Origin of the sequence: Pseudoduganella sp. R-43, from assembly GCF_049913255.1 — a bacterium.
GTDB lineage: Bacteria > Pseudomonadota > Gammaproteobacteria > Burkholderiales > Burkholderiaceae_D > Rugamonas.
This window is the reverse complement of record NZ_CP183988.1, coordinates 4,082,489-4,100,359: the sequence shown is the minus strand read 5'-3', so window position 1 is coordinate 4,100,359 and position 17,871 is coordinate 4,082,489. Positions and strand designations below refer to the sequence as shown.

Below are 17,871 nucleotides of genomic sequence, written 5' to 3'. Positions count from 1 at the left end.
TCTTACAGTGCAGTCATTGCCAAACGGCCAAATCTTAACATTCTTAAAAGCAAAAATGGTCACAACTAAAGCGGTATTTTTCGAAATCGGTTCCGACACCACGACTTCGGTGCAACAGCTGTCCGCCAGCTGGTTTACTTCCGGAAAGTTGCTAGAGAGTACGATTGACGCCATGCGGGCCGCCGGAGAGTTTCCTAATGACATCCGTTACGGGAGCATGGAAGTGGGCAGCCTGGCCCTCGGCGGCGAAGGCGAGGACCGTGCCGAGTTGCGTCCTGTCGAGATCCGATATGACTCCGCGGCACCAACTACTGCCCAACTGACATTGACGCTTGCATCAGGGAATTTGCGCTTTTACAACGCTTACGGCCGGCGCGACATCCTGCGTCAGCCGGTGGCCGGCTGGCGCCTTGAGTTCACGGCCGCGGTCAACGAATATGGCGGCCTGGTGCTCCAGGCGGCTTTATGTGACGTGGATAAATCTCATTTGCCGTGTGACAACGGCCCGTTGAAGGAATTCTTTATCACTGCGGTTGGAAACTGGCTGCGCAGCCTGGCTCCGGCGGTGCTCAATAAGACAGCAATGCGCCGCGCCGTGATCGGGCGCGAGAGCTTCCTGCGCCAGTACATCTACCCAATGGTGGTGGAGAAGCTGCAACGCCGCCTGGATTCGCTGCCCGACTATGTGGCGTCGCGCGATGGCGTGGCGCAGGTCAATCCGCAGGAATGCCAGAACGAGAAGTCGGGCGTCGAGGCGACGCTCTGCAACGGCGAGCGCGCGCGCTTCATCCGCAACAGCAATGGCTGGACCTATCGCGACCACGTTCTGCTGAACTGGCAGGAAGCCAACCGTACCTTGCATGACCGCGAGTCGGAGCAGGACCTGCAATGCATGGTAACCATGGGCCGCCAGGCCGGGCCGGATGGCGTGCCGCGTCCGACCATCGACATCAGCAGTGTGCTGGGCCGTTATGAGTGGGACAGCGTGAAGCAGGAACTGCCGCTGTCGCGCCAGCGCAGCTATATGGGCAAGGCCTGGGCGCGCGCGACGCTGCAATGGTCGCTGCGACTGCAGTGGCAGGTCGAAAACGGCCGGGTGGGCGTGGCGTCGCTCGCACGCAAGAGTGTGCCGGCCACCGACGCTGGGACTACCGGAATTTACGTGGTGTCCGACCCGCTGCCGCACCTGCTGAATGTGCAGCGCATCAACCTGTGGTGGGAAGGCAATGCTGCCAGCCTGGCCTCGGTTCAACAGGATATTGCCGGTTTCCTGGCAACGGCTACCGGCGACATGTTCGCCGCCGTTGCCGAGGGGCTGGCCCCAGGGCGCAAGCTGGGGTGCCGTGACTTGCGCATCAATGAGTCTGGTGACATAGAAATTGAACTGGGGGAGTGAAGCATGTCTGTGCTGATGACATCTGTGCCGGTGGCACAGGTACGGAAGTGGGGCGGCGCCAGTGCGTCGGGCGCCTTGAGTTATGCCGCAGCGCGCGTGGCGCGCATTGTGCTGCAACGTGAACCGATGGCGAGCGAGGCGCTGTCGTGGACTACCCTGTATAGCTGCCAGGGCGAGGCTGTGCGCGGCCGCGCGGAGCTGGCGCTGCATTTGCTGGCGCGCCCTGAACTGGCGGAACTGGACGTGAAAGAGCGCCTGCTGCGCGCCTACAACGCGGTGTTCGACCGCTACGACACGTCGCAGCCGGCCGACATGCCTTATTGGCGCAGCCAGGTGACGGCTGGCCGCGAACTGCCTGCGCTGGTGCGGCAGGAACTGGTGCCGCTGTATGAAACGGGCTACCGTTCCAGCCCTTGCGCAGCACCGGCCCTGGCCCGTTCGCCCCTGTTCGTGGTGCGTGACGCATCAGGCTTGCCGCTGGTGTTTACGGTCGGCGCCAATCGTTCGCTATATATGTTCCGCCGCACGCCGTTCGGCCGTTGGTCGCAGACGGACCTGAGCGGCATGCTGCCTTTGAACCAGCCCGGCAAGGTGCAGGCACTCGACGTCCAGCAGGCGCCGGATGGCACCATTGCGCTGGCGCTTGCGGTTGCTCCATGGGCCAGCGGCGGCGGGCCGACCTTGCATGTGGCAGTCGGCATTCCCAATCACCTCGACGAGGCAGCATGGGTGGAGGCCATGCGCGGCCTGGCGCCGCGCCATGTGCCGGAAATGCAGGATGATGTCACGCGTATCTCCTTTGGCCTGCTGCAGTCGGGCGCCGTGCCGATGGTGCTGGTGACTGCGGCGAAGACATGGTACTTCAACGCAGCGATGGAAGGTCCGTTGAGTGCCTGGGAAGAACAGGAGGGCGTTGACTCGCTAGCGTCGGCAATCGGCAGCTACAGGGTGCCGGGTGCCTGGCGCCTGAGTGATACGCCTTGCGGCCGCACCCTGCGTTTCAACAGCTTTTCCCGCGCGGCCTCCTGGGGGATCGCGATCGACTACCAGGGCCTGCCGCGCCGAGCGTCCAGCCTGCACCTGGCGCCGTCCAACGTTCCGAACGTGCCTGACGTGTTTGTGGCAGGCGAGAGCATCGTCGTCTATCGCGGCGGGCAGTCCGTGCCGCAACCGGTCGCCAATATCGGCGGAGCATGCGTGGTGTGGAGCGAGTCGAGCCCGGTGGGCGAGTACCTCGCTTATGGCGACGGTGCGGGCGGCCTGTGGCTGGTGTGCCGGAAGCAGGGCGGGCATTGGGGCATGCCTGTGCCCATCGCAACGACGCTGGTGATGGCGGCGCTGATGGCGGCGCCGAATCACGGCGGCGTGCATGCGATCGGCGTGACGCCAGGCGGGGCGTTGGCATGGCTGCGTTTTAACGCCGATGGCGCGCAGGTGGGGGCGGAGGAAATTACCCAGGCCGCGGTGTGGGATGACGAAGCACAGGATGTGCAGCGCGCAGCCCGGGTGGCGCGCAGCGTGGCTTAAGGCTTGTCGCGCGTCAGGAGCGCGTCGACGATGCTGGCGACCCAGCAGGCCAGCAGGATCCAGCCTGCCGTGGAGGTGCCGGGCATGATGCTGGCCTTGGTTAGCCGCTGGGCGATGAGGATCGGGTCGGGCGGCAGGGCGCCGCTCAGCGCTTGGTCCATCAGGACCGCGGTGGCTTTCCAGACGCCGTACATCAGCCAGCCGAAGACCGCCAGCGCCGGCAGCATGAAAGCCAGGCCGCGCACTGTGCGCTTCAGTACCAGCATTTGGCCAAGGCCGGGGAAGCCGAGGCCGGAAATCAGGGCTGCTTTGGTAGATTGCTTCATTCAGTTTCCTTCAAGACCGGTGAATCCGGGTCAGACCCTTGGGTCTGACCCGGATTCACCGGTTTCCGGCAAGCGCGCTTATGCGTAATCGCTGACTGGAATGCAGGCGCAGAACAGGTTGCGGTCGCCGTATACGTTGTCGGCGCGGCCAACCGGCGGCCAGTACTTCTGCTTGCGCAGCGACGGCACAGGGTAGGCGGCCACTTCGCGGCTGTACTTGCGGTCCCACTTGTCTGCCAGCAGCACTTCAGCGGTGTGCGGGGCAAACTTCAGCGGGTTGTCCAGCTTGTCGAATTCGCCCGATTCCACTTTGGCGATTTCGGCGCGGATGGCGATCATGGCGTCAATGAAGCGGTCCAGTTCAACCTTGGACTCGGATTCGGTCGGCTCGATCATCAGCGTGCCTGGAACCGGGAAGCTCATGGTCGGTGCGTGGAAGCCGAAGTCCATCAGGCGCTTGGCCACGTCTTCGTTGCTGATGCCGGTGGCATCGGTCAGCGGACGCAGGTCCAGGATGCACTCGTGTGCCACCAGGCCGTCGTGGCCCGAGTACAGCACAGGGAAGTGCGGCGCCAGGCGGCGCGCGACGTAGTTGGCGTTCAGGATCGCGGTTTCGGTGGCCGCGGTCAGGCCTTCGCCGCCCATCATGGCGATATACATCCAGGAGATCGGCAGGATCGATGCGGAGCCGAACGGTGCGGCCGAGATCGAACCGATGCCGTCCTCGCTGCGCACGTAGCCGTTGGAGCGCTGGTTCGGCAGGAACTTGGCCAGGTGTGCGCCAACGCCGATCGGGCCGACGCCTGGGCCGCCACCGCCGTGCGGGATGCAGAAGGTCTTGTGCAGGTTCAGGTGCGATACGTCGCCGCCGAACGCGCCCGGGCCGGCCACGCCAACCAGTGCGTTCATATTGGCGCCGTCCACGTAAACCTGGCCGCCGTGGGAGTGGATGATTTCGCACAGTTCGGTGATGCCGTCTTCGAACACGCCGTGGGTCGATGGGTAGGTCACCATCACGCAGGCCAGGTTCTTCGAGTGCTGTTCGGCCTTGGCTTTCAGGTCCACCAGGTCAACGTTGCCCTTGTCGTCGCAGGCGGTCACCACAACCTGCATGCCCACCATGGCGGCGGAAGCAGGGTTGGTACCGTGTGCCGACGACGGAATCAGGCAGATGTTGCGGTGGCCTTCGCCGCGCGATTCGTGGTACTTCTTGATCACCAGCAGGCCGGCGTATTCGCCCTGCGAGCCGGCGTTAGGCTGCAGCGAGACAGCGGCGTAGCCGGTCACGGCGCACAGCATTTCTTCCAGCTGGGCGATCATTTCGCGGTAGCCGACGGTCTGGTCGTTCGGTGCGAACGGGTGGATCGACGAGAACTCAGGCCAGGTCACCGGGATCATTTCGCTGGTGGCGTTCAGCTTCATGGTGCAGGAGCCCAGCGGGATCATGGTGCGGTCCAGCGCCAGGTCCTTGTCGGCCAGGGAGCGCAGGTAGCGCAGCATTTCGGTTTCGCTGTGGTAGCGGTTGAAGGTTGGGTGCTCCAGGTAAGCGGAGGTACGTGCCAGCGCTTCAGGGAAGCTGGCGCCGACCGATGCTTCAACTGCGTCGAAGTCCGGCGCAGCCTTGCCGCCGCTGAACACGTTCCACAGCGCTGCCAGGGTGTCGCGGTCGCAGGTTTCGTCGAGCGACACGCCAACGTGCTTGGCGTCGATCTTGCGCAGGTTGATGCCGGCGGCAACAGCGGCTGCGTGCAGTTCGTTGGCCTTGTCGGTGGCGACGGTCAGGGTGTCGAAGAAGGTGTCGTTGACCGAGTAGCCCAGGGACTTCAGGTTGGCGGCCAGGATGCCGGTGTAGCGGTGGGTGCGCTCGGCGATCTGCTTCAGGCCTTTCGGGCCGTGGTAGACGGCGTACATCGAAGCCATCACGGCCAGCAGCACCTGTGCGGTACAGATATTAGAGGTCGCTTTTTCGCGGCGGATGTGCTGTTCGCGGGTCTGCAGGGCCAGGCGGTAAGCCTTGTTGCCGTTCTGGTCGATGGTCACGCCAACCAGGCGGCCTGGCATGGAGCGCTTGTATTCGTCGCGGGTGGCCATATAGCCGGCGTGCGGGCCGCCGAAGCCCAGCGGCACGCCGAAGCGCTGCGAGTTGCCGACCACAACGTCGGCGCCCCATTCGCCCGGAGGGGTCAGCATGGTCAGGGCCAGCAGGTCGGCGGCAACGATCACCATGGCACCGGAAGCTTTGACCGTTTCGACGGCAGCGCGGTAGTCGCGCACAACGCCGTTCACGCCCGGGTATTGCAGCAGCACGCCGAAAGCATCGGTCACGCCGGCCAGCTCGGACGGGTCGAAGGTCTTGACGGTGATGCCCAGCGGCTCGGCGCGGGTCTGCACTACTTCCAGGGTCTGCGGCAGCACGTCGTTGGCGACGTAGAAGGTGTTCGACTTGGACTTGCCGACGCGCTGGATCAGGGTCATGGCTTCGGCAGCGGCGGTGCCTTCGTCCAGCATGGACGAGTTGGCGATGGCCATGCCGGTCAGGTCGATCAGCACCTGCTGGAAGTTCAGGATCGCTTCCAGGCGGCCCTGGGAGATCTCCGGCTGGTACGGGGTGTAAGCGGTGTACCAGGCTGGGTTTTCGAAGATGTTACGCAGGATAACGCCCGGGGTGTGGGCGTTGTAGTAACCTTGGCCGATCAGGGATTTCAGCACCTTGTTCTTGGAAGCGATGCCTTTCAGCTTGGCCAGTGCTTCGTTCTCCGGCAGCGGCTGGAAGAACTGGCCCAGCGGCAGGTCATTCTTGTTGCGGATGCCCGGCGGGACGATGGCATCGATCAGGGCGGCGCGGGTTGCGTAGCCGAGCACGTCCAGCATTTGCTGCTGTTCTGCGGCTTCCGGGCCGATGTGGCGGGCGATGAAGGCATCGCGGGCTTCAAGTTGGGTCAGGCTGGTGCGGGTCATGGTGGGAAATCTCTTGGCCAGAATGTGAAAAGGCCCGCACGCAGCGGGCCCGGTAATGCGGTAATTAGTGCGCTACGTTGCCGTAAGCAGCGGCGTCCAGCAGGCCGTTGATGGCGTTGGCGTCGCTTGGCTTGATCTTGAACAGCCAGTTCGCATAGGCGTCGGCGTTGATCGATTCAGGCGCGCCGACTACGGCGTCGTTCACGGCAACCACTTCGCCCGAGACCGGCGCGTAGATGTCGGAAGCGGCTTTCACCGATTCCACCACGGCAGCGTCGTCGCCGGCGGTGAACGATGCGCCGACTTTTGGCAGCTCGACGAACACGATGTCGCCCAGGGCGTCTTGCGCGAATTCGGTGATGCCGACGGTCACGGTGCCGTCCGTTTCAGCGCGTACCCACTCGTGGGACTCGGTGTACTTCAGGTCTGCTGGAATGTTGCTCATGTTGGCTCCAAGGCTAAGGTTATTGTTTGGTTTTGCGGGTCTGGCTTAAGCAACCAGGATTTTACCGTTACGGACGAAAGGCAGCTTCACGACGGTGGCGGCCAGCTTCTTGTCGCGGATTTCCACGTGCACGGTGTCGCCCACGTTCACGCCCATCGGCACGCGCGCCAGCGCGATGGCCTGCTGCATGGTAGGGGAGAAGGTGCCGGAGGTGATTTCGCCAGTGTCGCCGTTGGGGGCGATGACTTTCTGGTGGGCGCGCAGCACGCCGCCTTTTTCGCGCAGGATCAGGCCGACGAACTGGGCGTTCTGGCCTTTCGCTTGCAGGGCCGCCTTGCCGATGAAGTCGCGCTCGGAGACCAGGTCGATGGTCCATGCCAGGCCGGCGTCCAGCGGGTTCACGGTTTCGTCCATGTCCTGGCCGTACAGGTTCATGCCGGCTTCCAGGCGCAGGGTGTCGCGCGCGCCCAGGCCGGCCGGCTTGACGCCTGCCGCGTTCAGTGCATTCCACAGGTTTTCAGCTTGTTCCGCGGCGACACCGATTTCGAAGCCATCTTCACCGGTGTAGCCGGTGCGGGCCACCATGGCTTCGCCAAAGGCGGTGCCTGGCACCAGCGCCACGTTGAATGGCTTCATTTCAGCGGTGGCTTCCTTGGCTTGCGGGATCACTTCCCACACTTTTGCGCGGGCGTTCGGGCCTTGCACGGCGATCAGGGCCATGGCGTTGGCGCCGTCGCGGCGTTGGGTGATGGTCAGGCCGGCATTGGTGGCTTCGTTCTGCTTGTTCATCCACGCGATGTCTTTTTCCGCGGTACCGGCGTTGACCACCAGGCGGAACCACTCTTCGTTGATGAAGTAGATGATCAGGTCGTCGATGACGGTGCCTTCCGGGGTCAGCATGCAGGAGTACAGGGCCTTGCCCGATACCTGCAGCTTGTCGACGTTGTTGGCGACCAGGCCGCGCAGGAAGGAACGCACGTTGGCGCCCTTGATGTCAACCACGCACATATGGGCCACGTCGAACATGCCGACGTCGGTGCGCACGGCATGGTGCTCTTCGATCTGGGAGCCGTAGTTGACCGGCATGTCCCAGCCGCCGAAGTCGACCATGCGGGCGCCGAGGGCACGATGAGCGTTGTTGAGTGGGGTTGCTTTGAGCGTCATTGATACCTCGGGGCAGAGAATAGGGGTTAATAAACGTAAACATGAATACGCCTACCCCTCTGTCCTTGGTACCTGAGAGATAACGGGAAGGTAATCCCGCACGCCCCTTCGGTGGGCCCTGCGCCATGGCGGACCGCTCTCCAGAGTTTTAGCCCATGGGGCCCTTGTTCGGTCCTTTTGCCTGAGAGTTTCTGGGTAATGCCCCTTCGGCGCCAGCGGCAGCTGGTCTCTCCCGATCAAGACTTGCGACTATATGACAGGAGGGCAATAAAGTCAATCTTGCGGCCCCGGGGAACTTGCCGCTGGGCCGTTGGTCCAATGGTCATGAAAACGCCAAACGACGACTATGACAATCCCTGGAAAGCCGCGGTTGAACGCTATTACAGGGAATTTCTTGCCATCTTCTGCCCCTGGCTGGAGGCGGCAATCGATTGGGCCGTGAACCCGCAGTTTCACGACCAGGAATTGGGCAAAGTAAGCCGTGACGCAAGGCCAGGGCTGGCGCCCGAATTCCTTCGTTTGTGAGGCTTGGGGAACGCGTCAGTCGATTGAATTTACAACAATCAAATTGCTCGACTTCGATCCGCCGCCGAAAGAATGTACTTGCCTGAGCCGCAGAAAGCTCGCTATGAGGCGGCGTTAGGTGAGCTGGAAAGGCGGTTGAATATGCCGTACGTTAATTCCATGGTGAGGGACGCTGTCGAGCGTGGTGAGGCGCAAGGACGGGTGCGAGGACTGGAGCAAGGTTTGGAGCAAGGTTTGGAGCAAGGGCAATTGATGGGGCGACGGCAAATGTTGCTGGAGTTGCTGGAGCAGCGCTTCGGGCTACTGTCGAGCCCTTTGCGGGAGCGGATCAAGGCGGTAGTTGAGCCCGAGTTGTCACGCTGCTCGGCGAAGCTGCTGGTGGCGCGATGCCTGGAGGATGTGCTGGCTAATGACTGAGGAGGGCACGCCTGGATGGCGGTCTGCGCTAGAATGACCGGACATCCATTTACAGAGTGGAGCGACCATGAGCGAAGAAAAGCAAAAACGCGATACCGAGGCCTGGTTCACCCTGTCCGGCGACGTGAACAGCGATATGGTGCACCGCATGTTCGATGCGGTGGCGGACATGACAGAGGATGGGATCGAAACCGCCCACATCCTGATCCAGTCCAACGGCGGCTACGTGAGCGACGGCTTGTGCCTGCACAATTACCTGCGCAACTTGCCGATCAAGATCGTCACGTATAACGGCGGAGCGGTGGCTTCCATTGCCGTCATCCTGTTCCTGTCCGGCGACGAACGCTTTGCCAGCGAAACCGCGCGTTTCATGGTGCACAAGTCGCATGCAAGTGCGCCGCACGGAGCGCGGCCAGATGCGCTGCGCATCATTGTGGAAGGCTTGCAGGCGGACGACGCCCGCACCGAATCGATCTTGCGCAAACATGTCCGTCTGACCGACGAACATTGGAATATCCACGCCTATTCAGACCTGCACCTGACTGCCCAGGAAGCTGCCAAGGTCGGTCTCGTCAACGACGTGGCCGACTTCAAGCCGCCCAAGGGCAAGCGCGTAACGAACATCTGAAGCGCAATATCTGAAACGACAGGGCCTGGAAGCGAACTCCCAGGCCCCCTATGCCGCGCCCGTCATCTAGCGATTGCCGCTACGGCTGGCAGGTGTCTTCTTGTCCGTCTTGCTCTGACGGCCGGTATCGGACTGCTGGCTGGCCGGCTGGGCTCCCGAACGGGAACCCTGGTCGGCGCTTTGGCGTGTGCCCGAGCTCGAACTCTGCTTGCTGGATTTTTGCCTGGATTTCATGACAGTTCCTTTCTGAAGGATCGGAACTTCATCATGCTTTCTGCAATAGTAAAGGTGAATCGGAATACAACTGACCGGCGTGTAGGACATGACCTTGCACCATTGTGGTGCAAACCCAACCGTTTGACCACATCGCCGAAAATATTTGCAGATTCTTTTGATTTGCCTATTGCCATGTGGAAAGAATCTGCGACAATGTGAATAACCACCAAAGTCAGGCCAGACCATGCTTCCAGAAAACCACACATCTTCGGCGCCCCAAAAAGCGGTCACGCCGCGGCATGCCTTGTTGGAAAACCTGATTAGCCTGGTCAATAAGCACATCAGTGATCAGTTCAATGAGTTGTCCACCCAATGGGCGGGCAGCTTGGTGGACGCGGGCGAGGCAGTCGACGTCAAGACACTGCAAGCGCGCTTGCGCGCCGGCAACCGGCTGCGCACCGATCACTACGCCTTCCTCGGCATCTTCGCCAGGCAACTGGAAAACGACCTGCGGCTGGAAATCGCGCAACTGGCGCCAGGGCAGAAGGCGCCGGTGCGCAAGGTGGCTGAGTCCCTGTCCCTGGTGTCCATGGAGGAAATGGATACCAAGGTGACCTTGGGCAGCTTCAGCAAGCCGTTTGAAGCCAAGTATTCCGATGGCCTCGCCACCCTGAATGTGCGCCTGGCCTTCCTGTTGGACCGCGATATCCTGCGCATTAACCAGAACCCCTTCCGGCCGGAAGTCTTCCTCGGCGCCTTCCAGCAGGCGTGGATCGATTTCATCAAGGATGAGGAGGCGAATGAGCTGATGAAGCCATTCCTGCGTCCGGAAGAGTTCTTCGATTTTGGCGCCATGCTGCAGGAGCTGAGTTCAGCGCTCGAGCGCAAGGGCGTGGGGCCGGGCTCGGTCGAAAAACACAAGTCACGCCGCGCTGATTCGCACGATGCGTCGCAAGCGTCATCTCGCAAGAAAAACCAGCAGGCCGCGCTGGCGGAGCAATTGCGCCAATTCTTCTCTGGTGCGGGCGATGCGCCGGGCGGCAAGGCAGCGCCGACCGGATTTGACCAACTGGGCGACCTCGACCTGTCACTGCCTACTCTGAGCGTGACGCCGGGGCTGTATGGTACGCCTGCGCATACAGCGGAGGCGCTGGCAGCTGCCGCGCCGGCAAGTGCCGGGACAGCAGCGCCAATGGCAGCGCCGGGGCAGCCAATGCCTGCGCCAGGCTATGTGGCCGGCGCGGCGCCTGGCATGGCAATGCCTGGTGGCGTTGGCATGGCGCCGGGCGTTGCAACTGGTGCCGCGCCAATGATGGCCGGCGTCCCTGGCGTGCCGGCCGTGGGCGGCATGATGATTCCTGCCGGCGGTGTTGTACCCGGTGGTGGCCTGCCGGGCATGCCGCTGGCGAGCGGCCCAGCAGTTGCAGGTGCGGGAGCGGCCGTCCCGGGCGGAATGCTGGGCGGCGTCGCCGTGCCGGGCGTGCCGGGTGGCGTGGCAGTGCCTGCGGGAGGCTGGGTTCAGGGGCCGGCCCAGGGCTTCCACGGCGGGGCCAATAACGAAGCGGCCCAGCGCGCATCGCTGGTCAGCGCCAAAGAGCCGCTGATGAATTTCCTGGCGCAGTTGCAGCGCGGCGTGCCGCAGGGCGCCGTGTTTGCCAGCGCCGATAGCAGTGCGATGCCGGCGCCGGGCATGCCGGCGGGCCTGGCTCCAGGATTCGCTATGGGGCCCGTGCAGGCCGGCGGCGGCGCGATGCCGGCCCCCGGCTTTGTTACTGGTGGCGGCTCGATGAGCAATGTGTTCTTGCTGCCGCAGATTAAAGAGCAGGCGCCTGCCGGCAGCCTGACTCGCGCCGACGAAGGCACGATCGACCTGCTGTCGGCAGTGTTCGAGACGGTGTTCCGCGACGAAAGCATTTCGCCCGAGATTCGCAACCTGATCCGCTTCCTGCAGATCCCGGTGCTGAAGGCCGCGCTGGTTGACAAGAATTTCTTCTTCCAGGAAGCGCATCCTGCACGCCGCATGATCGACCTGCTGTCGCGCATGGGCTGGGAGAATCGCAAGGACCCGGACGATCCTCTCTACAAGGCCATGCAGCGCAGCGTGGAGAAGGTAAGCGAGGACCACGAGGAGGAAATGACCGTCTTCACCGAGGCGGTCAATGAACTGGAAGCCTCCATCAAGGCTGAGGAGGCGGCAGCTGCAGCCGCCATGGCGGAGCCGATCGCCAAGGCGCTGAAGCAGGAAAAGATGTCGGTGGCCGCCAAGTCGGCCAAGGATGCCGTGGCACTGCGCATCGGCACTGGCGAAGTGGTGGCGATCGTCGAGGCCTTCCTGGAGAACAAGTGGGTGTCCGTGTTGACCATTGCCTATAGCGTCGAAGGCGAAAAGCCGGGCGCGGTCAACAACGCTACCCAGACCATGGATGACCTGATCTGGAGCGTGCGTCCGAAGATCACCCAGGACGAGCGCAAGACCCTGATTGCCAAGCTGCCTACCTTGCTGTCCACCCTGAACAAATGGCTGGACGTGATCAAGTGGCAGGATGCGGATCGCCTGCAATTCTTCGCCGAACTGGCTGAGTGCCATGCCTCGATCGTTCGTGCGCCGATTGAAATGTCGCCCGAGCGCCAGGTTGAACTTGCAATGGAAGTGGCGAAGAAGGATGCCGAGCGCCGCATGCAGCTGCAGGCTGTAGCCGAAGTAAAAGCGGAAGAGGCGCCGCCTCCGGACGACGATGCGGCGATCGAGGTGGATAGCCTGACGCGCGGCATGTGGCTTGAATTCGACCAGGAAGATGGCAGCCAGCGCAAGGTCAAGCTGGCCTGGATCAGTCCACTCAAGACGCTTTACATCTTCTCCACCACGGGCCGCCAGGAGGCGTTCTCGATCACGGGCGAGGCGATGGCGGAGCAGTTCCGCAAGGGCACTGTGCGCCTGATCCGTACCGAAGGCGTGGTGGCTGCAGCGCTGTCGGTGGCAATGGGCGGTGTCGCCGCCGTCAACGACGATCACCACGATTTGCCGGCCAACGGCACTTCTGCCTAGGTTTTGCGCAGGGCGGCCAGCAGGCCGTCCGATGCGTCCTCGATGTAATCCAGCACCGTATCGAAGCCATTCGCGCCGCCGTAATAGGGATCGGGCACCACGTCCGAGCCGGAGCGTGAGGCGAACTCCATGAACAGCCTGACCTTGTGGCGATGTTGCGCGGGGCAGGCCCGCTGCAGCATCTCCAGGTTGTCGTGGTCCATGGCCAGCACGTAATCGAAGCGCTCGAAGTCCTCCGCGGCCACCTTGCGGGCGCGTTGTGCGCTCAGGTCATAGCCGCGGGCAGCGGCATGCCGGGTCGAGCGCGGGTCTGGCGGGTTGCCAATATGGTATGCGTGGGTGCCTGCTGAATCGATGTGCAAATCGAGCCCGGCAGCCTGGGCGCGGGTCCGGAATACACCCTCTGCGGTCGGGGAGCGACAAATGTTACCCATGCATACAAACAGGATGGCGGTTCTGGTCTTCATTTTGTTCTTGCTATACAGGGAAAATGGTATGATTAGCCACTTTTTTAACACGTCCCAGCGGGCGAAGTACAGATAAAACGTGCGTCTATCTTCCATTAAATTGTCGGGATTTAAGTCGTTCGTCGATCCCACCAATTTCCAGGTACCCGGGCAGTTGGTCGGCGTGGTTGGTCCTAACGGTTGCGGCAAGTCCAATATTATCGACGCGGTGCGCTGGGTCCTGGGTGAGTCGAAGGCTTCCGAGCTGCGCGGCGAATCGATGCAGGACGTGATTTTCAACGGTTCCACCCATCGCAAGCCGGCCGGCCGCGCTTCCGTCGAGCTGGTGTTCGACAACAACGAGGGCAAGGCGTCGGGCCAATGGGGGCAGTACGCCGAAATCGCGGTCAAGCGCACGCTGACGCGCGATGGCACGTCCACCTATTACATCAACGGCCAGCCGGTGCGCCGGCGCGATATCACCGATATCTTCCTCGGCACCGGCCTGGGGCCGCGCGCCTACGCGATCATCGGCCAGGGCATGATCTCGCGCATCATCGAGTCGCGCCCGGAAGAACTGCGCGTGTTCCTGGAAGAGGCGGCCGGGGTCTCGAAGTACAAGGAACGCCGCCGCGAAACAGAAAACCGCCTGCACGATACGCGGGAAAACCTGCTGCGCGTGGAAGATATCCTGCGCGAGCTGACTAACAACCTGGAAAAGCTGGAAGGCCAGGCTGCGGTGGCGACCAAGTTCCACCAGCTGCAATCCGACCAGGAGGAAAAACAGAAGCTGCTTTGGCTGCTGCGCAAGAACGAGGCGCAGGCCGAGCAGGCGAAGTATTTCCGCGAAATGGAGCAGGCGCAAAACGACCTGGAAGAACAGACCGCGAAGCTGCGCAACGTGGAATTGACGCTGGAGCAGATGCGCCAGGCGCACTTCGCTGTCGGCGACCGCCTGCACCAGGCGCAGGGCCACCTGTACCAGACCAATGCAGAAATCGGCAGCCTTGAGGCGCAGATCAAGTTCGTGATCGAGTCGCGCACCCGCCTGCAGCAGCAGTTGGCTACGCTGACCGCGCAGCGCGACCAGTGGTCGCAGCAGGCGGAGGAATACGGCGGCCAGGTCGCCGAAGCGGAAATCAACCTGGAGGAATTGTCGGCGCGCGTGGAAGAGGCGCGCATGCTGGCCGAGCAGAAGGGCGAGTTGCTGCCGGTGCTGGAGCAGGAATGGCGCGAGGCGCAGACCCGGAGCACGGAGTCGCGCGCGCGCATCATGCAGGCGCAGCAGCAACTGGAACTGGAATCTGCGCACCAGCGCAATGCTTCCAACATCCTGGCCGGCCTGGCGACGCGCAAGGAGCGCCTGCAGCAGGAGAAGGGCGGGCTGGCGATGCCGGATTCATCGCACCTGTCGAACCTGAAGATGCAGCTCGAAGAAAAGCAGCAGTCGCTGGAAGAGCAGAACATGATGCTCGAGGAAGCGCTGGAGCAGCAGCCAAAGCTCGAGGAAGAACGGCAGGCTGCGCAGGCAGCCGTGCAATCCGAGTCCGCCGCGACCCACCAGCTGGAAGCGCGGCTGAATGCGCTGCGCCAGTTGCAGGAGCGCGTCCAGACCGAGGGCAAGATCACGCCATGGCTGCAAAAGCACGAACTGAACGAGCTGCCGCGCCTGTGGCAAAAGCTCGACATCGAGCAAGGCTGGGAAACTGCCCTGGAGGCTGTGCTGCGCGAACGGACTTCGGCGTTACAGGTATCGAATATCGAATGGGCCAAGCACTTCTTCAACGATGCGCCGCCGGCCAAGCTGGCGCTGTTCGCGCCTGCGGTTGCCGCCGCTGCGCCTGCGGCATCGGGCGATGCGACGCTGCGTCCATTCCTCGACCTGCTGAAGCTGAACGATCCTGGCTTGCGTGGCGTGCTGCAGGACTGGCTGCACAATGTGTTCCTGGCCGACGACAACGCCAGCGCCTTTGCCGCGCGCGGCACGCTGCCGGCGGGCGGCTGCTTCGTGACGAAGCAGGGCCACATCATTACGCAATCGTCGGTGCGCTTCTATGCGGCGGACGACGAACAGGCCGGCATGCTGGGCCGCCAGCACGAAATCGACAACATCACCAAGCAGTTGCGCGCGCAATCGATGCTGGCTGAAGAAGCCCGCAGCCGCGCCGTGCGTGCCGATGCGGCGCTTGGCAACCATGGCCGCCTGCTCACCGAACTGCGCGCCAAGGTGCAAAGCCTGACCGCCAGCGTGCATACGCTGCAGCTGGAAGTGGTCAAGCTGTCCGAGATCGAAGCCCGCTTCAACCAGCGCAGCAACCAGATCGAAACCGACCTCGCCGAAATCGCCGCGCAAGAAGAAGAGCAGATGCAGGTAAAGCTGGAATCGGAAGAAAAGTTCGAGCAGCTCGATATGGAGCTGGGCAACCTGCAAGGCGAGCATGAAGACGGCCAGACTGCCTTCATGCAGAAAGAGCAGCGCCTGGCCGACGCCCGCGAAGCTCTGCGCGAACTGGAACGCAAGGCGCAGGAAGCTGAATTTGCCGAGAAATCGGGGCGCAACCGCATCGACGAGCTGCGTCGAAATATTGCGACCGCTACTTCGCAAGTCGCGCAGGTGACGGAAAGCCTGCAGGCCGGCAAGCTGGAGCTGGAAGGGCTGGAGGCCGGCACCGCCAACGAAGGCCTGCAGGACCTGCTGGACCGGCGCACGCAGCAGGAGCGCGCGCTGGCCGACGCCCGCCATGAACTGGACCAGATCACGCAGCAACTGCGCCAGTTCGAAGACTCGCGCATGCAGTCCGAGCGCAGCTTGCAGCCGCAGCGCGACAAGATCACCGAAATGCAGCTGAAGGAGCAGGCCGCGCGCCTGAACCAGGAACAGTTCGCGCAGCAACTGGCCGAAGTGCAGGCCGACGAAGCCGCGCTGGCCGAAAAACTGCACCCGGACATGAAGGCCTCCTACCTGCAGGGCGAGGTAACCCGCCTGACCAACGCCATTACCGCGCTGGGCGCCGTCAACCTGGCCGCGCTGGACGAACTGGCTACCGCGTCGGAGCGCAAGAATTTCCTGGACGCGCAAAACCGCGACCTGACCGAAGCGATTGCGACCCTGGAAGATGCGATCACCAAGATCGACAAGGAAACGCGCGACCTGCTGCAGGACACCTTCGACCGCGTTAACCAGAGCTTCTCCGAACTGTTCCCGATCCTGTTCGGCGGCGGCCAGGCCAAGCTGATCATGACCGGCGAGGAAATCCTCGACTCCGGCGTGCAGGTCATGGCGCAACCGCCAGGCAAGAAGAACGCCACCATCCATCTGCTGTCCGGCGGCGAAAAGGCGCTGACCGCAACGGCCCTGGTGTTCTCGATGTTCCGTTTGAATCCCGCGCCATTCTGCCTGCTGGACGAGGTGGACGCGCCGTTGGACGATGCCAATACCGAGCGCTTCTGCCGCATGGTCAAGCGCATGTCCGAACAGACCCAATTCCTCTTCATCTCGCACAACAAGATTGCGATGGAGATGGCCAATCAACTGATCGGTGTGACGATGCAGGAACAAGGTGTGTCGCGCATCGTAGCGGTGGACATGGAATCCGCCGCATCATTTGCTACAGAGGCTCAAGCCGCATGATTACAGATTTCCAAATGAGTTTGATTGCCGCCGGCGGCGTGTTCGTCGTTGGCGTCATAAGCTACAACAAGTGGCAGGAGTACAAGCTGAAGAAACGTGTCGAGCGCGCCTTCGACGGCCAGCACGACGATGTCCTGATGCGCAGCGATGACGGCGTGCGCGCCGAACCGCGCTTCCACCTCGACGACGTGCCGATGCCGGACGCCGGTTCGGGCGCCTACGGCGTGCCGGAACATGTCGGAGGCCATGTCGGCAACGTCGCCGGGCCCAATATCGCACCGGACAGCAATGAGCCGGTGCTGCCGGTACGCGCCGCCGATGCCGGCGTGCCTGCCGAAGAACTGGCCACCTGCCTGGTCGATCCGCTGATCGATTGCCTGCTGCCGCTGGAACTGGAAGCGCCGGCCCGCGGCGAAAAACTGCTGCCGGCCCTGCAGAAGCTGCGCTTTGTCGGCAACAAGCCTGTCCACTTCATTGGCCTGGCCGTGAGCGGCGACTGGGAACCGGTGCGCCACGGCGTGGTGTACACCAAATTGCAAGGCGGGGTGCAGCTGGCCAGCCGCAGCACCGCATTGAATGAACTGGAATACTCCGAACTGGTGACGCGCCTGCGCAGCGTGTCCGACGAAATCGGCGCCGAGCCGCAAATCCCGGACATGATCGAAGTCATGCAGGATGCGAAAAACCTGCATCGCTTCGTAGCCAACCACGATGCGCAGCTGGGCGTGAACCTCGCTTCCAACGGTGCTCCATGGAACATAGCGACCCTGCTCGGCGCATTGGAGAAGCTGGGCTTCGACATGCGCCCGGACGGCCGCTATGCCATGCCGGACGGCGAGGGCGGCTACTTGTTCTCGTTGTCGACCAACGTCACGCTGGCCGAGGAAACCACTTCGCGCCTGACCTTGTTGCTGGACGTGCCTTGCGTCGCTCCGGCACGCGACGGCTTTGGCTCGATGATCGGCTGTGCCAAGAACCTGATGGCGCGCCTGGATGCGACCATTGTCGATGACGCCAACCAGCCGCTGGCCGACGAAACCCTGGCCAGCATTGCCGGCCAGGTGCGCGAGTTCTACGACGACATGGCTGCATCGGATATTCCTGCTGGTTCCACCCGCGCACTGCGCCTGTTCAGCTAACCGGAAA

At 62.8% G+C, this 17,871-nt stretch carries 14 protein-coding genes and 2 riboswitches; of the genes, 8 read left to right on the top strand and 6 right to left on the bottom strand.

Features of this window, described 5'->3' with window-relative positions; genetic code table 11:
• Nucleotides 1-55: 55 nt before the first annotated feature.
• Together ACN9M3_RS18500 and ACN9M3_RS18495 are read left to right on the top strand one after the other, a co-directional pair.
• On the top strand, nt 56-1,396 hold the full coding sequence (locus ACN9M3_RS18500) for a hypothetical protein (RefSeq protein ID WP_426161964.1): 1,341 nt from the start codon (nt 56-58) through the stop codon (nt 1,394-1,396).
• Between the two features lie 3 nt (nt 1,397-1,399).
• Nucleotides 1,400-2,923, top strand: coding sequence for a hypothetical protein (locus ACN9M3_RS18495; protein ID WP_426318249.1), 1,524 nt, complete (start codon nt 1,400-1,402; stop codon nt 2,921-2,923).
• On the opposite strand, the gene ACN9M3_RS18490 is transcribed toward ACN9M3_RS18495, so the two are convergent.
• From ACN9M3_RS18490 to gcvT, 4 genes are all read right to left on the bottom strand, one after another.
• Nucleotides 2,920-3,249: a hypothetical protein gene (locus tag ACN9M3_RS18490; protein WP_426318248.1), complete on the bottom strand. Its 330-nt coding sequence runs from the start codon at nt 3,247-3,249 to the stop codon at nt 2,920-2,922. The two genes, ACN9M3_RS18495 and ACN9M3_RS18490, sit on opposite strands and share 4 nt — an antisense overlap.
• Nucleotides 3,250-3,327: 78 nt before the next feature.
• Nucleotides 3,328-6,207, bottom strand: a complete 2,880-nt coding sequence (gene gcvP, locus ACN9M3_RS18485; RefSeq protein ID WP_426161961.1) for an aminomethyl-transferring glycine dehydrogenase — start codon at nt 6,205-6,207, stop codon at nt 3,328-3,330.
• 64 nt (nt 6,208-6,271) lie between these two features.
• Complete coding sequence (gcvH, locus tag ACN9M3_RS18480) at nt 6,272-6,652, bottom strand: glycine cleavage system protein GcvH (protein ID WP_426161960.1); 381 nt, start codon at nt 6,650-6,652, stop codon at nt 6,272-6,274.
• 45 nt (nt 6,653-6,697) lie between these two features.
• Complete coding sequence (gcvT, locus tag ACN9M3_RS18475; protein WP_426161959.1) at nt 6,698-7,816, bottom strand: glycine cleavage system aminomethyltransferase GcvT; 1,119 nt, start codon at nt 7,814-7,816, stop codon at nt 6,698-6,700.
• A gap of 49 nt (nt 7,817-7,865) precedes the next feature.
• Nucleotides 7,866-7,970, bottom strand: a riboswitch (glycine riboswitch).
• Nucleotides 7,971-7,975: 5 nt separating this feature from the next.
• A riboswitch (glycine riboswitch) is annotated at nt 7,976-8,061 on the bottom strand.
• A gap of 79 nt (nt 8,062-8,140) precedes the next feature.
• Between gcvT and ACN9M3_RS18470 the strand changes: the two genes are divergently transcribed.
• The 3 genes from ACN9M3_RS18470 (at nt 8,141) to ACN9M3_RS18460 (ending at nt 9,386) form a co-directional block, all read left to right on the top strand.
• Nucleotides 8,141-8,341, top strand: coding sequence for a hypothetical protein (locus ACN9M3_RS18470; protein WP_426161957.1), 201 nt, complete (start codon nt 8,141-8,143; stop codon nt 8,339-8,341).
• Between the two features lie 72 nt (nt 8,342-8,413).
• Nucleotides 8,414-8,758: a hypothetical protein gene (locus ACN9M3_RS18465; RefSeq protein WP_426161955.1), complete on the top strand. Its 345-nt coding sequence runs from the start codon at nt 8,414-8,416 to the stop codon at nt 8,756-8,758.
• A 67-nt stretch (nt 8,759-8,825) separates the two neighbouring features.
• The gene (locus ACN9M3_RS18460; protein WP_426161953.1) at nt 8,826-9,386 is read left to right on the top strand and encodes an ATP-dependent Clp protease proteolytic subunit; all 561 of its coding nucleotides are present in this window, start codon (nt 8,826-8,828) and stop codon (nt 9,384-9,386) included.
• A 66-nt stretch (nt 9,387-9,452) separates the two neighbouring features.
• On the opposite strand, the gene ACN9M3_RS18455 is transcribed toward ACN9M3_RS18460, so the two are convergent.
• Nucleotides 9,453-9,620, bottom strand: coding sequence for a hypothetical protein (locus ACN9M3_RS18455; RefSeq protein WP_165402207.1), 168 nt, complete (start codon nt 9,618-9,620; stop codon nt 9,453-9,455).
• 289 nt (nt 9,621-9,909) lie between these two features.
• Here ACN9M3_RS18455 and ACN9M3_RS18450 point away from each other — a divergent pair, with 289 nt between their 5' ends.
• Nucleotides 9,910-12,648: a DUF1631 family protein gene (locus tag ACN9M3_RS18450; protein ID WP_426161952.1), complete on the top strand. Its 2,739-nt coding sequence runs from the start codon at nt 9,910-9,912 to the stop codon at nt 12,646-12,648.
• Here ACN9M3_RS18450 and ACN9M3_RS18445 read toward each other — a convergent pair.
• A complete protein-coding gene (locus ACN9M3_RS18445) occupies nt 12,645-13,115 on the bottom strand; it encodes a low molecular weight protein-tyrosine-phosphatase (RefSeq protein WP_426161950.1) in 471 nt (156 codons plus the stop codon). The two genes, ACN9M3_RS18450 and ACN9M3_RS18445, sit on opposite strands and share 4 nt — an antisense overlap.
• A 79-nt stretch (nt 13,116-13,194) precedes the next feature.
• Between ACN9M3_RS18445 and smc the strand changes: the two genes are divergently transcribed.
• On the top strand, nt 13,195-16,725 hold the full coding sequence (smc, locus tag ACN9M3_RS18440; RefSeq protein WP_426318247.1) for a chromosome segregation protein SMC: 3,531 nt from the start codon (nt 13,195-13,197) through the stop codon (nt 16,723-16,725).
• Between the two features lie 14 nt (nt 16,726-16,739).
• Entirely contained in the window at nt 16,740-17,864 is a 1,125-nt protein-coding gene (locus ACN9M3_RS18435) for a cell division protein ZipA C-terminal FtsZ-binding domain-containing protein (RefSeq protein WP_426318246.1), read from the top strand.
• Nucleotides 17,865-17,871: the final 7 nt, after the last annotated feature.

Bases quoted from the DNA above. Each gene is read 5' to 3' on its own strand.
- ACN9M3_RS18500 (WP_426161964.1), top strand. From the start codon at position 56: ATGGTCACAACTAAAGCGGTATTTTTCGAAATCGGTTCCGACACCACG.
- ACN9M3_RS18495 (WP_426318249.1), top strand. From the start codon at position 1,400: ATGTCTGTGCTGATGACATCTGTGCCGGTGGCACAGGTACGGAAGTGG.
- ACN9M3_RS18490 (WP_426318248.1), bottom strand. From the start codon at position 3,249: ATGAAGCAATCTACCAAAGCAGCCCTGATTTCCGGCCTCGGCTTCCCC.
- gcvP (WP_426161961.1), bottom strand. From the start codon at position 6,207: ATGACCCGCACCAGCCTGACCCAACTTGAAGCCCGCGATGCCTTCATC.
- gcvH (WP_426161960.1), bottom strand. From the start codon at position 6,652: ATGAGCAACATTCCAGCAGACCTGAAGTACACCGAGTCCCACGAGTGG.
- gcvT (WP_426161959.1), bottom strand. From the start codon at position 7,816: ATGACGCTCAAAGCAACCCCACTCAACAACGCTCATCGTGCCCTCGGC.
- ACN9M3_RS18470 (WP_426161957.1), top strand. From the start codon at position 8,141: ATGAAAACGCCAAACGACGACTATGACAATCCCTGGAAAGCCGCGGTT.
- ACN9M3_RS18465 (WP_426161955.1), top strand. From the start codon at position 8,414: ATGTACTTGCCTGAGCCGCAGAAAGCTCGCTATGAGGCGGCGTTAGGT.
- ACN9M3_RS18460 (WP_426161953.1), top strand. From the start codon at position 8,826: ATGAGCGAAGAAAAGCAAAAACGCGATACCGAGGCCTGGTTCACCCTG.
- ACN9M3_RS18455 (WP_165402207.1), bottom strand. From the start codon at position 9,620: ATGAAATCCAGGCAAAAATCCAGCAAGCAGAGTTCGAGCTCGGGCACA.
- ACN9M3_RS18445 (WP_426161950.1), bottom strand. From the start codon at position 13,115: ATGAAGACCAGAACCGCCATCCTGTTTGTATGCATGGGTAACATTTGT.
- ACN9M3_RS18435 (WP_426318246.1), top strand. From the start codon at position 16,740: ATGAGTTTGATTGCCGCCGGCGGCGTGTTCGTCGTTGGCGTCATAAGC.